10 protein-coding genes are annotated in these 15,049 nt (G+C 58.6%); 6 read left to right on the top strand and 4 right to left on the bottom strand.

Features of this window, described 5'->3' with window-relative positions:
* Positions 1-180: 180 nt before the first annotated feature.
* On the bottom strand, positions 181-1,221 hold the full coding sequence (locus BMY54_RS12630) for an Ldh family oxidoreductase (protein WP_093432872.1): 1,041 nt from the start codon (positions 1,219-1,221) through the stop codon (positions 181-183).
* A 228-nt stretch (positions 1,222-1,449) separates the two neighbouring features.
* On the opposite strand from BMY54_RS12630, the gene BMY54_RS12635 reads away from it, so the two are divergent.
* Positions 1,450-6,315: a dermonecrotic toxin domain-containing protein gene (locus BMY54_RS12635; protein ID WP_256573888.1), complete on the top strand. Its 4,866-nt coding sequence runs from the start codon at positions 1,450-1,452 to the stop codon at positions 6,313-6,315.
* A gap of 73 nt (positions 6,316-6,388) precedes the next feature.
* On the opposite strand, the gene BMY54_RS12640 is transcribed toward BMY54_RS12635, so the two are convergent.
* Positions 6,389-6,658 carry a PepSY domain-containing protein gene (locus BMY54_RS12640; RefSeq protein WP_093432877.1) on the bottom strand — a complete coding sequence of 90 codons (270 nt, stop codon included), beginning with the start codon at positions 6,656-6,658 and terminating at the stop codon, positions 6,389-6,391.
* A gap of 152 nt (positions 6,659-6,810) precedes the next feature.
* Here BMY54_RS12640 and BMY54_RS12645 point away from each other — a divergent pair, with 152 nt between their 5' ends.
* On the top strand, positions 6,811-7,812 hold the full coding sequence (locus tag BMY54_RS12645; protein WP_093432879.1) for a FecR family protein: 1,002 nt from the start codon (positions 6,811-6,813) through the stop codon (positions 7,810-7,812).
* A 56-nt stretch (positions 7,813-7,868) separates the two neighbouring features.
* Here the strand turns inward: BMY54_RS12645 and BMY54_RS12650 are convergent, their stop codons facing one another.
* Positions 7,869-10,214 carry a bifunctional acylase PvdQ gene (locus tag BMY54_RS12650; protein ID WP_093432881.1) on the bottom strand — a complete coding sequence of 782 codons (2,346 nt, stop codon included), beginning with the start codon at positions 10,212-10,214 and terminating at the stop codon, positions 7,869-7,871.
* A 1,287-nt stretch (positions 10,215-11,501) separates the two neighbouring features.
* Here BMY54_RS12650 and BMY54_RS12655 point away from each other — a divergent pair.
* On the top strand, positions 11,502-11,879 hold the full coding sequence (locus BMY54_RS12655; RefSeq protein ID WP_093432884.1) for a fe2+ zn2+ uptake regulation protein: 378 nt from the start codon (positions 11,502-11,504) through the stop codon (positions 11,877-11,879).
* 18 nt (positions 11,880-11,897) lie between these two features.
* Here BMY54_RS12655 and BMY54_RS12660 read toward each other — a convergent pair whose 3' ends face one another.
* Positions 11,898-12,086, bottom strand: a complete 189-nt coding sequence (locus BMY54_RS12660; RefSeq protein WP_038363103.1) for a hypothetical protein — start codon at positions 12,084-12,086, stop codon at positions 11,898-11,900.
* A 158-nt stretch (positions 12,087-12,244) separates the two neighbouring features.
* Between BMY54_RS12660 and BMY54_RS30590 the strand changes: the two genes are divergently transcribed.
* From BMY54_RS30590 to BMY54_RS12670, 3 genes are all read left to right on the top strand, one after another.
* Positions 12,245-12,385 carry a hypothetical protein gene (locus BMY54_RS30590; RefSeq protein ID WP_007918111.1) on the top strand — a complete coding sequence of 47 codons (141 nt, stop codon included), beginning with the start codon at positions 12,245-12,247 and terminating at the stop codon, positions 12,383-12,385.
* 274 nt (positions 12,386-12,659) lie between these two features.
* On the top strand, positions 12,660-13,907 hold the full coding sequence (locus BMY54_RS12665) for an MdfA family multidrug efflux MFS transporter (protein ID WP_093432887.1): 1,248 nt from the start codon (positions 12,660-12,662) through the stop codon (positions 13,905-13,907).
* 11 nt (positions 13,908-13,918) lie between these two features.
* Complete coding sequence (locus BMY54_RS12670) at positions 13,919-15,049, top strand: LuxE/PaaK family acyltransferase (RefSeq protein WP_093432889.1); 1,131 nt, start codon at positions 13,919-13,921, stop codon at positions 15,047-15,049.

Below are 15,049 nucleotides of genomic sequence, written 5' to 3' on the forward strand. Positions count from 1 at the left end.
GCGAACCCACTGGGTTCGCCTTTTTTATGCCTGCGTGTTTTTACCGGCTTTGAACCAGTTTCGGGCTTTCAGAACCTGAGCTCAACTCGATCTTTCACGTCGGCGCACATCCCCCATTCACCGCGGTCAGTCCCCTCTCCCTCGGGGAGAGGGCTAGGGTGAGGGGCTTTTGATCTTTGATCACGCCCCCGCCAGCTCACGCAACTGCGCCAGCGTCTGTGCATCCATCACGATGCCCTCAGCCAGCGACTTGCTGCGCTGCCAATGCCTGCGATCGCCCGGCAACCGCTTGAGGCCGACACTGTGCATCTGCCGCACCAGCTCACCACTACGCTCGGCAAAACTCTGCCCGGCGGCTTTGCTCGGGTCGATGACGATCAACAATTGCCCGGTCCACGGCGTTTTCGCCCCGGGATGATTAGCCCAATCGAACTCGAAAGAAAAATTCCCTCCCGTTAATGCGGCCGCCAGCAGCTCAACCATCATCGACAGCGCCGAACCTTTATGTCCACCGAACGGCAGCAACGCCCCGCCCTCGAGAATCGCCTTGGGATCCTGAGTCGGCTGACCAAGGCTGTCCACGCCCATTCCGGCGGGCAACCGCTCGCCTTTGCGCGCAGCGATCTGCACGTCGCCATGGGCGATTGCGCTGGTGGCCAGGTCGAAGACAATTGGCGCGGCGCCGGCCCGTGGCGCGGCGAACGCAATCGGATTGGTGCCGAACAGCGGCCGGTCGGCGCCGTGCGGCACCACGCAGGTCATGCTGTTGACCACGCTCAGCGCCACCAGCCCCTCGTCGGCAAATGGCTCGACGTCCGGCCACAGCGCGGCGAAGTGATGCGAGTTGCGAATCGCCAACACGGCAATCCCGGCGCTACGCGCCTTCTCCACCAGCAACGACCGGGCGGCGGCCAGTGCCGGTTGGGCGAAACCGTTGCCGGCATCGACACGCACAAAACCGGAAGCGACATCTTCGACTTGCGGCACCGCGTGGCCGTTGACCCAGCCGCTGTTCAGGGTCGAGACATACCCGGGTATGCGGAACACGCCATGGCTGTGGGCACCATCGCGCTCGGCGCCGGCGCAGTTGGCGGCCAGCACTCGGGCGACTTCGGCGGAAGTGCCGTGGCGCAGAAAAATCGTTTCAAGCAGTTGCGTCAGCGCTTCAAGAGACAACGAGGACGAGGCAGCAGAGGACACATGATCGTGTGGCGCAGACATCTGAAGCTCCAGAATGATTATTGGAGGGAACAACAGCGTAAGGACGACTTGCCCGCCGATTAACCATGCCACAGCTGTCGGCTGTCAACCCTTGTATTGGCGATGACGGGCATTGGCTCATGGCACATTTCAACTCGACGTGTGCGGTAACTATGTACCGCCTGCACAGCGACCTGCGTACCTACTCTTGAACTCCCCGCCCAAGGCGCCCCGTTCAGAGTTTCAATGATGTCCAGCCTCCTGCTATTCCCCGAGATACTCAAATCCCCGGGCCGGCATGCCAGCCTGGGTCGGACCCACGGCCTCAACAGCAAAGATTTCAGCTGGCTCGCGCATGTGCAACTGGCGACCCACGCCCTGCGCAGCGAACAAACCCCACCCATGCTGGCCGAACGCATTCTGCTAAACGCCGACAAGCAACTCGCCATCCCCCTGCCCGGCAGTTTTATTCTCGGCACCGGGCCGGATGACCATGGCGTGTTTTTGTACACACCTTACGACGGTCTGAAAAAATACAGCGATTACCAGACGCTGATGGACGCGCTGCAAACACGCCTCGATAACGCTGAAGAAACCGATGATCTGTTGGCCTTTCTCAGTGTCTTGCTGCGCAAGGAACTGGTAGAGAAACGCGGCATCACCCTCACCCGCGAAACCATCGAAGGTGATGTGTTTGACGATCAAAAAGCGGCGATCAGCCAGTCTCAGGACACCTGCGCCCGCGATGTGCTGGATGAGCTGAAACGTCTGCCGTCGCTCGCCACCTTGCTGGAGAACATTCTCGACGAACTGCTCGAGCCGCATTTTGCCGATTTGCCGCAGTCGCGCACCCGCGTCGGTTTTTACCTCGACAGCGCCCCGTTGCACGCGGAAATGAGGCAATGGGTCAGTTCGCTGTCATTGAGTGAAGCGCTGCTGCTGCACTTTCGCCGTCAGGGCTGGCCGCGCGGCCACACCGTGGAATTCTCCCACCCGGCCCGCGCAAGCCAGGCGGCTGACCAGACCGCCTGGGCCGATGCGATCAAGTCCGCATCGGGACGACTGACCATGCTGCTGTTTCGACAGCTGGAGGCCTACTGGAATGCCGCTGCATTCGAGGGCTCGCCCAGGCGCACGTACTTCAGCCAGGCGTTAAAGGATCAAATGCGTGCAGATCTGATGCTCAAGCGCGAAGCGGAAATCCTGTCTGCCACTGAATTCGACGCCTTGCACAGCGTGATCCGCGAACCGAATGTAGCGTCCCGGCGGCCCAACTTCGAAACCGTCTGTTTGCGCGAGGACACCGCCTACATCGAACTGGCCGGGTCGCTGATGATCAACCATGACAAGGCTTATCTCTACACCCCTACCCAAGGCTTGCAAGTCCTCACCAACTACGCCGATCTCAAACAGACGCTGACCGCCAAACTCAATGCCGCCGGCCATGAAGACGAGCTGTACGGACTGATGAACCTGGAAGAGCGCAATCGCTATCTGGGATTTGTCCACGCGCAAGTGTCCGGGGAAAACATCGGCGGCGACATCATCAGCACGCTGTTTGAAGCGATCCTCACCAAACAACGGCAAAACATTGAATTCGTCTTGCAGCTCTTCCGCCAGAGTGAACGCACAACCGACATCCATGCGCTTTTCGACAAAGCGCTGGATATCCGTTCGATGATTCATGAGCGTCTGCTCAAGCTCGACGTCAACGAGCGCTGGAGTACCCGACCGTTGTTTTCCAGTGCACCGCTGTCGTCACGGGTGCAGACCGACAAGGCCAGGCAACTGGCGATACAGCTTGAACGCGCCGAGGAGAATCTTGGCAGTCACTTCAAGGATCAGCCGACCACCAGCAACGCCGAACAACGCGTGTTTCTCGAAGGTATTCGATGGAAACTGGCACAGGCCTTTGAGGATGGCGTGCGCGCTGAGGCACACATAAGGAATCTCAGCGGTTCCTGGCTGACGGCCGAACGAAAGATTGTCGACGCCGTGTTCGATGCAAAACACGCCAAACGCAGGGATCGTCAGTCGCTCAATGGCTTCCGGCCGGATGCCTGGTCGCTCAGCGTTACCTGCGCAGGCAAAGCCGATGCACTGTCGCTTGCGCATTGCGTACTGTTGACCGAGCGCGGAGGCATGGACGTCGAGCATTCCGGGCGTGCGATCCTGTGGACGCCGGCCATGGGTCTGGAATCGTTCGACGACATCGCCATCGCGCAGAAGCAACTGCAGCAGCGCCTGGACGACAATAACCAGTCTCAGACACTGCTGGAAAATCTGTCAACGGCGCACTATCAGCTGGATCAACAATACACACTGGGCCCGTTCCAGTTGATCGAAGGCAACGTGTTGAACGATCGCGTGCAATCGGCCATTGAACACTTCCTGGCCCATTGTGGGGCGTTACGCGTTTGCATCACGGACAAGGATGTACTCGCCAGTTTCCTTACTCGAATAACAAACACCGCCATCGATACCAACTTGCGCCGGGCCATCGACCTGGCCCGGGCTTTCGTCCGCCAGCAGGATTTCCCTGACTGGTTACGCATAGCGCCGGTCACAGAACAACGCACACAACTGGCACTGCTGGATGAAGTGCGGCGCAGCGTTATCGATGGCAAGGATTTTCTCCACGACGTCCCCGCGTTAGCCAGCCATGTGGAGCAGACGCTGAAAACACTGCTCGACGCCCGATTCCCTGGCACCGATCTCAAACCAAAGCAGATCCAGATCACCCCGAATCTCACGCTGGCAGGCCCGCCCTGCAACCTGCTCGATTTTGCCTTGCATCACTACAACATCGTGCAAGACACCGGGTTCAAGGTCGCCTCGACCATCGCCAGCGCTTTGCCAGCAACGCTCAATCAGTCTGCGGTTCAGCAACTGCTGCAATCCCTCGACATCACCACCGCCTACACCCGGAAAGTCACCGCGGCGCTCTCATCCGACACTGAGCCGGCACGCACCAGCAAAGCACGGTTCCTTCGTCAGTTGCCCTGGCAGTTGATGCAGCACGCGCACGCCTTGAAGTTGCAACAACAGTTGTCGCAAAGCGGTTTCGACTACGTTTGCCAGGTTCTGGACATGCCCGACGGGGTAGCGCGCGCCACAGTAGAGGGCGCTCACGCCAGTGCTTGCCCGCTGTCATTGATCAAGACCCCCGGTAGCGATTTCGTCGACGCCCTCGGACTTTATGTCATTGGCCCCGGGGCGGGACATACAGGGCCACGCGTGCTCTACGCACCCTACTCGCGGTTCGTATTTCGTGAATTCGAGGACGAAGCGCAATTGATCGAGGCCTTGAATACACCGGGGCATTTTCAGGATCTGATCATCCGGCGCCTGCCTTCCGGGCAACAAGCCGTCTTCAAGAATCTGCTGAACACGACGATTGGCAAGACCAGTGAAATCAAACTTCACCGCACGCCCATCACCGGCAATCTGCTGGAGCATTTGCACAAGGACACGCTCAGCCTTCTACCGCAACTGCTCGCGTGCCAGCCGCAGATCAACGCACAAGCCGATTGGGAAACCGCGAAGTCTCTGTTCAGTCACGGTGTGCGCCTGGTTCCCCATCTCTTGTCGGGGAAAATCGCCTCGTTGTTTTTTCTCTGGAAAAGCTACAACGAGTTCAAGGAGTCCGCCGAAGACCTTCAGGATCATCATTGGGCCAACGCTCTGAAAGGCTTTATCGCCGGGGCGTTATCCCTGTTTAGTCTGGGTCGGCTGTCCTGGGAAACAGAGGCAGAGGCGCAAACAGCTGAATTTGCCTCCGAGGCGCAGGCCACTGGAGCAAAGGTTGCCGAAACCGGCGCGAACACTACGGAAAAAACCGCCGCTCGCTGGTCAAAAGTCCCACCGGTTAGCACCTCGCGCGCGAACTTGCAGTCTTATGAAACGACCACCGCACTCGACAGCCTCACACTTGATAGCAATAAGCTGGTGTACGGGGATTCATCCAGCACGCACAAATATGCAGCAATTGCCGGCAAGGTATATCCGGTGGTCCAGGCCGAAAAAGCCTGGTACTTGCGCAAAAAAGACGGGAGCCGTGGGCCGGCGCTTGAACAGAAAAACTCACGACTGGTGCTTGCCCGCGCCAGTCAGGCCGTGCATCGCTGTCGATCGAGGAGGCCCCTGGCTCTGCAAACCAAAGTGGAGCAGCACTGTTCAATTCTGATGCTGATCCAGGCGCGTGGGATGGCAGAGATCAACCGCCGATACCCCGCCAGAGCCTTCGTGATTCAGCAAGCGGTTACCCGGGCAAGAAACTACGCGTTGTATTGCCTGTATAACTTCGTCGAACATCGCGACAACCTCGGGGGCACTCGTGTGGAAACGGTCCTCAGGGATTTTTTCGACGTGCGACAGATCACACCGATGCTGCTGAAGAAAATCGAGAAGGTGATCCTGCCGATTTGCCGCGAACTGACGGACCCAAAGGATGACTTGCTCTACACAGAGCGCTTTTTCGCTGGCCTCAATGCGCGCTACGACGATGACACGGTTGCCTTTGTCTTCAAGGAAGACCGGCGAAAAGTCGTGCACTTCACCGAGCATTTTTTCAATCCGAAACTGGATGTCTACACCGCTTTTTTGCCGCCCAGGTTCAATGTTGATTCCCATGCTCGCGCGATCACGCTGCTGCACGAACTGTCGCACCTGATCACCGATAGCGAAGATTTCGTCTCCGTAGAGGCGATGAGTCCATACCCCGACCTTATCGATACCACCACCGCGGACGGGCAACAGCTCAAAACGGGTCTGGAACGTTATCGTAAATCCTTGTCACGCTCCGCTGCGCCCGAACACTTATTCGCGACCAGGAATGAGCAAGGGCTGTGGGTAGATCTGGATAAGTTGCCGGAGCAGGCCGATGTCTACAAAAAAGTCCTCAGTCTGACCAAAACCAGAAACCTTGCAGAGGCACGTAAAGCCTTTCGCAATCCGCTCGCTGATGAAGCACGCATCGAAGTGCTGATGGCCAACGCCGACTCGATCGCCTTACTCATCAGCGAAATGGGCAGACAACTGGATCCGCCAACGGCGCCGATACCGTTGCCGGCGCCAACTTCAAGCCAGGCGGATTCCGTGCAAGCGTCACCGTGACCACGGGACAAAAAAATGCGCCGGTCTGAGGCCGGCGCATTTTTCAGGAACACACTGAGTATTTACCGCGTGATCAATCCTTCTGGTCGCGCAAAATATTGCCCGATGCGCCGTCGATGCGGAACTCGTAAACCACGCCGTCAGCCTTGCGTCCTTCACCTTTCCAGTAGCCGTCGTTGTCGGCTTCGATCTCATAGACTTCGACGTAACCGGCCTTGGTCTTGACGATCTCGATGGCTTTTTCGATGGTGACCCAGCCAGCGCCGGGGCGATCGGCCAACGCTGCGCCAGCACTGAGCAAACCGGCCGTGGCGATCAACGCTGCGAATGTCTTCTTGATCATTTGTTTTCTCCATTTGTGGATAGTGGTCTTGGTCGTCCTGCTTTTTGGGTGTCTGAGGGAAAAATAAGTTCCACTTTGATGGGTAAATGCCATGACGGTTGTTCTCGGTCACTTCCCGACAAGGTTAGAATGGGCGAAATCAGGACGAGTCAATGACCCAAGACACTCTCTCGGAAGCCGAATACGATGCGATCACCGATGCCGCCGCGCATTGGTGCATGCGGGTGCACGCCGATGACTGCACGGACGAAGAACGTCGCGCATTCAAGCAATGGCACGACGCTCATCCCCTGCATGCATTCGAGTACGAGGCCATGCTGGAAGTCTGGGAGGTGGCCGAACATTTGCCACGCCCACAATCCGTTCCGGTCATGCCGGCCCGTCAGGCACCGCGCTCGTGGCGTCAACTCGTCGTAGCGGCCGGCGTCTGTGCGCTCGCCCTGCCGCTGGCGGCGTACACCGGCTGGAATCTGGGCTGGCTGCCCAACAGCTATCAGCATTTCGCCGCTACCGATACTGTCCGCCAGGTCACGCTGAGTGACGGCAGCCAACTCGAACTGAACCTGAACACTGATCTGACCTTCAGCAATTACAAGGACGAACGCCGCGTCACCCTGAAAAAAGGTGAAGCGTTCTTTACGGTCAGCCACGACATGGCCCACCCGTTTGTCGTCCGCGCAGGCGAAGGCAAGATTCGCGTCACCGGGACGCGTTTCAATGTCTGGATGTATCAGGACCAAGTGCGTGTGAACCTGATCGAAGGTTCGGTGCTGGTCACCAGCAATCGCTCGTTGCCGGGCGATGGTTTGCGCCTCGGCCCGTCGATGCAGGCGCGCTACAAACAGGGCGATTACATGCCCCAGATCAGCCAGACTTACCCTGGTGACACCTCGCTGGCCTGGCGCAATGGCAAACTGGTGCTGGATAACCTCGCGTTGAGCGAAGCGCTGCCACTGATCAACCGCTATCTGAGCAATCCATTGGAGCTGGCGGACAACAGCACCGGTACGATTCGCGTGGGTGGCATCTACAACATCAAAGAGCTGAACAATCTCGCGAACAGCCTGCCCAAGGCGCTGCCGGTCTACCTCACCCGTAACAAGGAAGGTAACCCGGTGATCAACTCGATACCGCAACAACCGCCGAAAAGCTGAAGGCCGCACCCCTTGCAGGATGCGGCCCTCTGGCTCAACGCAATTGACGCTCGGGATTACTGAGCGGCGACCTTCCCCGCTTTGTCCAGAGTCTGGCGCACAGTCTGCACCTGATACTGCGGGTCAGCCTGAATCTGCTGTTCGGTAAACGGCAGGACACTCCACTGTTTCTTCGAGAACGCCTCGGTCTGATCCCGCGAATACTTCGACGCCGGATCGCTCGACAGCGAGAACGCCAGCAGCCCTTGGGCGTGCGGGCCCTTTTCGTCGAAGGTCACGACTTGCAGGTAGCTGGTGCCGCTGACCACTTCGAGTTTGCCGTCTTCACGCGGCACGCTCTGGATAGCGTTGTAGATGCCCAGCGTGCCCGGCCCACCGTGAATTGGCGTCTGTTGCCCGCCGCTGCTGACGACCTGGATATCCCCCCAGCGGGTCTGCGGCTTGAGGCCCATTTTTGTGCTCGACTCGACCGATGCCAACATGGCCTCACGCAGTGCCTTGGCCACGGTTGACTGCTCGATCGCCAGACCGCGCGGCGTGTGTTGCGCATCTTTGGGATCGAACGCGACACGCCAGACATCCGGCGAAGCCTGCAAGGCCTGCATGATGTTGTGGAAATGCATCAGGCCCATACCCGAATCAAGATTGGCGCGGCCATCCCATGCCTTGAGGCTGGTGCAAACCGGCTTCAGCGCTGGCGCATCGACACCGAGGTCAGAAGCACAGAACTTCAACAGATCCGGCACCACCTGAGTCGCCAGGTACACTTGATCGTCCATCACCATTTGCTGCAGATCCTTCACTGCCAACGGGCCTTTTTTACTCAGCGTGCTTAAGCGATCCAGAGCAAACCGGGAGCGCAAGCCCAGTGGTTGGCCGTCCTGACTGATCAGCGGCGAGAAACCGGTCAGCGGTTGCGCCGGGTTGACCAGCCACGCCGAGTCGTTGGAGTGCTGAACGAAGTCCTTGCGCAGCAGTTGCGGCAATTGGCTGGAAGCATAAATACCCTGCTGCGCCGCTTGCGGATCAATGTCCCATGTGCACGCGCTGTTGGAGCCATCCAGCACGATCATCTGCGTGCCGATACGCGGATCACTGCACTTGGCCAGTTTCTCGGCATTGACGTTCGGCACCACCGACAGGTTCATGTACAGCGTCTGGCCTTTGTCATCCACGGCCAGGGTGTTGACCCACGGAATGCCCTGAATCTTGTGCACCGAATTCTGCAGTTCCTGAAGCGTGGACGCCTGATTCATCGCGTACCACTGGTTCAGCACGCGATCATTGTCGATATTGGCATCGCGCAGGCTGTAGGCGAACTGATTGTCCCAGTCGAGCTTGCCCGGCCACTGCACGATTGGGCCAAACTGCGAACTGTAGACATCACGCGAAACCGGCACCACCTGGCCGTCGGCCTGTTTGACCTGCACGGTCACGGTCTGCTTGTTCAGCGGCAAGGATTGGCCATCGAGCATATAGCGTGTGGAATCCTTTGGATCGAGTTGCAGACGATACAAAGTGAAGTGTTTCGACGAATCGACCGTGTGCGTCCACGCCAGATGCTGATTGAAGCCGATATTGATCATCGGCAAGCCTGGCAAGGCAGCGCCCATGACGTCGAGCTTGCCGGGGATGGTCAGATGCATTTGATAGAAGCGCATGCCACCGACCCACGGGAAATGCGGGTTGGCGAGCAGCATCCCACGCCCGTTGAACGAGCGCTCGCTACCCACCGCGACAGCGTTACTGCCACGGTCCAGAGCGAAGCGTTGCTGACGCGCATCGGCCAACTGATAGGCCTGCACATCGTGTTCGATCACCGCGCTCGCCTGCGGCGGCGTAGCCCCGGCCAGCGCCTCGGCGAACTGCCCGACGCCACCCTCGACCAGCAGACGGCGGGTCAGCTTCACCAGATCTTGCGGTGCAATTTCACGCACCCACTCGCCCTGACACTGTGGCGACAAGCCTTGCTGACGGCGCTCGCCCAGATAGCGGTTATAGCCCGCGGCATAGCCTTCGACCAGATCACGCACCTGCGCAGGTTGCGCCTGCCAGAACGCCTTGACCGCTTCCGGCGTGTTGAGCCAGGTAAAGAACACATCGCTGACACGGTTTTCACGCTGCTCGACGGTGAACTGGTCCGGGCCGAAGTAGCGTGAACGTTGACCATTGACCGTCACGATCTCATTGGCCAGCAGACAGAGGTTGTCCTGCGCATAGGCATACCCGATGCCGAAACCAAGCCCGCGCTCGTCCTGCGCACGAATATGCGGCACACCAAAAGCGGTACGGCGAATATCGGCGCTGACATCCGTGGTCGGACTGAACGCATAGGCCGAACAACTCAGCCCGAAAGCCACGCCGGCCAAGGTCAGTCCCGTTAACTGTCTGGAAATTATCACGCTCGCTCCTGATCGACATGCCAAAGAGCGAACCCGGCGCTGGCACGGATCCGCTCTGGAAACACCCACGCGTCCACGCGCAATGAGCCTGTCCAAGAAACGAAGTCAGAGGAAAAAATTTAGGCTCTCCACGCAATCCCCGAAGCAGAATCAAAAGCCCCTCACCCTAGCCCTCTCCCGGAGGGAGAGGGAACTGACCGAGGTGACTGCCAGAGCTACGCCGACGTGAAATACCGAGCTGAACTCAAATCCAAAAGCAGATCAAAAGCCCCTCAACCTGGCCCTCTCCCGGAGGGAGAAGGAACTGACCGAGGTGACTGCCAGAGCTACGCCGACGTGAAATACCGAGCTGAACTGAAATTCAGACGCAGATCAAAAGCCCCTCACCCTAGCCCTCTCCCGGAGGGAGAAGGAACTGACCGAGGTGATTGCCAGAGTTACGCCGACGTGAAATACCGAGCCGAACGCAAATCCAGAAGCAGATCAAAAGCCCCTCACCCTAGCCCTCTCCCGGTGGGAGAAGGAACTGACCGAGGTGACTGCCAGAGCTACGCCGACGTGTAATGCGGAGCCGAACGCAAATTCAGAAGCAGATCAAAAGCCCCTCACCCTGGCCCTCTCCCGGAGGGAGAGGGAACTGACCGAGGTGATTGCCAGAGCTACGCCGACGTGTAATACCAAGCCGAACGCAAATCCAGAAGCAGATCAAAAACCCCTCACTGGCCCTCTCCCGGAAGGAGAGGGAACTGATCGAGGTGACCAAACCCACCCCCCCCCGCCCCTCACCACTCCACAGGATGAGCGTTAGCTCGGCTGCAGCTCTTGATCTTGCCGTGCTGGCCCCTTCGGCAGGCTGAGTGGAGGGATTGATCCGGGGGTGGGAGCGCAGCGACCGTTTGGCGAAGCCAAACACAGCGAGAGGAGGTGCAGCGAAGCAAACCGTAGGCGCTGCGCCCGGATCGATCCCGGAGCGAAGGAACCCCGAGCCCCAGCGAGCGGGCCGAACGCCGGGGCCCAGCCTTTTGCTTACTTTTCGGCGTCTGGAAAAGTGAGTCGCTGTAAGAGCGAAACCGCCAGCCGCAACCCCCAAAAAAACGGATATACACCCAAAACCCAAAGAACCTGGTCGGCCCAAAGGCCGCCAAGGCCACCCCCCAATCACAAGGAAAAGACAAATCCCCGACAAAATTTCTACATTTTTTCTTTCATGATTTGTCGTGCTGATACGTCTTGTTCTAGAGAGCGCAAAAAAACCACCCCGATCAGACTCTGAAAAGGAGTAATCGCATGTACAACTCGCAACTACCAACGGACGGTAGCCAGGCACCCAAAGGAGTTTCCATGAGCCCTCACGCGAGCGATTTCGGGCAACGCGTCGAGCGTCACGGTAACGAACGCATCCGCTTGCTGCTGAAAAGTTTCGGGCTGCGCACCAGCCTGATTCGTCTGAAAGTCATCGACGCCTTACTGGTCGCCGCACAAAGCGAACGGCGCCTGGGCGTTCGCGGTGTCCACAGCCAATTGCTCGACCTCGATATTCCGCTGTCCTTCCTCAGTGTGCGTGAGGTGCTCAAGCGCCTGTGCGCCGAAGGTGTGATCACCTTCAATGACGACAAGAGCTACAGCCTGCATCCACAGGCTGCAGCTGTCCTCAACCACGATTGAAGCGTGCAGCCATCGCCGTCAAGGCTTGACCTTGCGGCGCATCACGCCGTTGATCACCACCACGATCACCGCCACACCGATGGCGACGAACTGAAACGTCTTCTCCGAAATCATGCCGGCATTTTGCAGCCAGGACAGGCCGAGCATGATGGCCAGGACCGACACGGCGATCAGAATCGAATAAATCAAGCGTTGCTTGTGGGTCATTGCGGCTTCCTGAAACTTTGAAATGTATCCGGTTTGTATCCGTTTGCATGCCATGCACTTACCGTTCTACGGGGATGCGCCGCTGCAATCGGGGTCTCATGTTACAGCCGATGAAGAGTTTTGGCTTCATGACGGCGTAACCATGAGGAATTTTCAAAATGCTGCGTCGAATCACCTGGCTGATTCCCGTTCTTGCCCTGCTGACCCTGAGTGGCTGCATCATCTTCCCCCACGGCGGCTGGCATGACGATCACCACCGTTACTACCAGGGTGGGCCTGGTTATTACCAACATCGCTAGAACAGGATTGTTCGCCCTGCCCGCTTGCCAATGAACAGACCGTGGCAGGAAATCAACAAGTCCGATCAACTTCAAACAAAGCCCGCCCCGTTGCGGGCTTTTCTGTTTTTGCCAAATGCTTCTATAAATCGCTCTAACTCGTGCGCTGCGCAAAACCCGATCACTAAATAAGTTGCAAGCATTTGAAATCTAATGTCGCAGCAAAACAATAGGCCGGGCGCACCTCTGCAACTAGTCTCTGGCAACTTCCTTTCACTCACTAACAGGAACGTTTATGCAGAGAACTCTTATACAGATCCCGCCGCGAAAAGCGCTCGGATTTTGTTTGGTGATCAGCGCGTTTGAACTTCTGACGTATATGGCCAGCGACTTGATCATGCCTGCGATGTTAAGCGTTACCACCGAACTTGATGCCGATGTGCGGCATGTACCGAACGCTTTCAATCTCTATCTGCTTGGCGGTGTCTGCCTGCAATGGCTGATTGGCCCGCTGTCCGATCAATGGGGTCGAAGGCGGGTATTGTTGATCGGCTGCGCGTTATTTGCGGCCGCCTGCGCGGGGGCCTACAGCACCGAAAGCATTGAAGCCTTCAATCTACTGCGACTGCTGCAGGGCATGGGCCTGGGTTTTGTTGTGGCGGTCAGTTATCCGGCCCTCCAGGAAGTGTTCTGTGAAGCGGATGCGGTGCGTTTGATGGCGCTGCTCGGCAATATCGCCCTGCTTTCCCCCTTGATGGGGCCGCTGCTGGGCATTCTGCTGTTGCAATGGCTGTCGTGGCGCGAAGTGTTTCTGGGCCTGGGCCTTGCCGCGTCTATGGTCTGGCTGGGGCTATTCGCATGGATGCCGGAAACGGTTGGCGTCGCCCGTCGAGACGGACAGATGCAACCTGCCGTGCGCTTTTCCTGGGAGCAAACCTGCCGACGTTACCGCGCCCTGTTGGGTAATTGCCGATTCCTCGCCGCCAGCCTGGCGCTGGGGCTGATGAGCCTGCCGCTGATCGCCTGGATCGGCCTGGCGCCGTTGCTGCTGATCGAGTTGCTCGGGCTGACGCCGCTTGAATATGGCGTCTGGCAAATCCCGATTTTCTCTGCGGTGATTGTCGGCAATCTGATCCTTGACCGGTTGCTGATCACGCACGCCTTGCCGCAACTGATCCGCTTGGCGCTCTGGCCGTTTTGCCTGGGGCTTCTGGCCCTGATCGTCTGCGCACTGGCTGGCGCCGGACTCGGGCCGGTGGTCGCCAGTCTGGCGTTGTACGCAGTCGGATTGGGCATGAGCAATGCCGCGCTGTATCGATTGGCGCTGTTTGCCAGTGATGACAGTAAAGGTCTGGTATCGGCATTGGTCGGGATGATTTCGATTGCCGTGATGGGCCTCGGCGGCTTGCTGATTGCTGCAATCGGCGGTGGCGCAAGGCTCGAGCTTTTCGCGCTTTGCGCCGCTTTCAGCGGTTTGATGTGTCTCCCTCTGTTGCAGGGTTTGTTGCAACGCACCCCTCCCGACTCCGCCTCTGCTCAGTAAAGGAATATTGAATGCATCACTTCCCCGCCAGCGATGCGCTTTGCGCGTTGCCACACCCCTATTGCCCGGATTCCGTGCCGGTGGGCCTGTTCGATCAGGCCATGACCGAGATCAGTCGGTTTCATTGCCGGCACACCCCCGGCTACGCCCATTGGCTGAACGCCAACGGCCTCGACGAACAGGACCTGGACAGTCTTGATGACTGGGCCCGTCTGCCGCCGATTCTGGCGAACTTCTTCAAACAGCAATTGCTGCTCAGTCCGACCGGAGCGCGCGCCCTGGAACTGACATCGTCCGGCACCAGCGGCCAGAAAAGCCGTATGCGCTATGACCCGCGCAGCCTCGCGAGCGCTCAGTTCATGGTCGAGCGGATCTTCAGCCATTACGGCTGGCACTCACCAGATACGCCTTGCAATTACCTGCTGCTGAGTTACGAACCGCAAGGTGCGATCACCTTGGGAACGTCGTATACCGATCAGTTCCTGTGCCGCTTTGCTCCCGTCAACCGCGTCGCCTACGCGTTACGCAGTAACGGCGACGGCCATCAATTCGATGTGTTCGGCGTCATCACGGCCCTGCAATCGTTCGCCGAAGAAGGCCTGCCCGTGCGCATTTTCGGTTTCCCGGCGTTCCTTTGGCAGACCCTGCAACACATGCAGGCCACATGCGTGCCCGAGCTGAAACTGCCGGCAGGTTCGCTGGCATTTTTTGGCGGTGGCTGGAAAACCCGGGCCAGCGAGGAAATCCCCAAACAGCAATTGTATGGATGCATCGCGCGGCAACTGGGCATCGAAACCGCACGTTGCCGCGACGGTTACGGTGCAGTCGAGCACGCGGTGCCGTACATCGAATGTGCCCGGCATCATTTTCATGTGCCGGTTTACGCCAAGGCGTACGTGCGCAATCCGCAGGATTTTTCCATCCAGCCCTACGGCCAGCAAGGCTTGCTGGGATTCGTCTCGCCCTACATTTCGTCCAGCCCGGCGCATGCGGTGGTGATGAGCGATCTGGCGACGCTGCACCCGGGCTCAAGTTGCGGCTGCGGCCTCGCCAGCGACTGGTTCGAACTGCATGGCCGTGCGGGCACCACCGCCGGCAGGAGCTGCGCGATGGCCGCCTCCGAATTATTGGGGAGGCACTGA

The sequence above is a fragment of the Pseudomonas sp. ok266 genome, assembly GCF_900110195.1.
Lineage (GTDB): Bacteria > Pseudomonadota > Gammaproteobacteria > Pseudomonadales > Pseudomonadaceae > Aquipseudomonas > Aquipseudomonas neuropathica.

Excerpts from the sequence above, each read along its gene's own strand:
- BMY54_RS12630 (WP_093432872.1), bottom strand. The coding sequence starts at position 1,221 with ATGTCTGCGCCACACGATCATGTGTCCTCTGCTGCCTCGTCCTCGTTG.
- BMY54_RS12635 (WP_256573888.1), top strand. The coding sequence starts at position 1,450 with ATGTCCAGCCTCCTGCTATTCCCCGAGATACTCAAATCCCCGGGCCGG.
- BMY54_RS12640 (WP_093432877.1), bottom strand. The coding sequence starts at position 6,658 with ATGATCAAGAAGACATTCGCAGCGTTGATCGCCACGGCCGGTTTGCTC.
- BMY54_RS12645 (WP_093432879.1), top strand. The coding sequence starts at position 6,811 with ATGACCCAAGACACTCTCTCGGAAGCCGAATACGATGCGATCACCGAT.
- BMY54_RS12655 (WP_093432884.1), top strand. The coding sequence starts at position 11,502 with ATGTACAACTCGCAACTACCAACGGACGGTAGCCAGGCACCCAAAGGA.
- BMY54_RS12660 (WP_038363103.1), bottom strand. The coding sequence starts at position 12,086 with ATGACCCACAAGCAACGCTTGATTTATTCGATTCTGATCGCCGTGTCG.
- BMY54_RS30590 (WP_007918111.1), top strand. The coding sequence starts at position 12,245 with ATGCTGCGTCGAATCACCTGGCTGATTCCCGTTCTTGCCCTGCTGACC.
- BMY54_RS12665 (WP_093432887.1), top strand. The coding sequence starts at position 12,660 with ATGCAGAGAACTCTTATACAGATCCCGCCGCGAAAAGCGCTCGGATTT.
- BMY54_RS12670 (WP_093432889.1), top strand. The coding sequence starts at position 13,919 with ATGCATCACTTCCCCGCCAGCGATGCGCTTTGCGCGTTGCCACACCCC.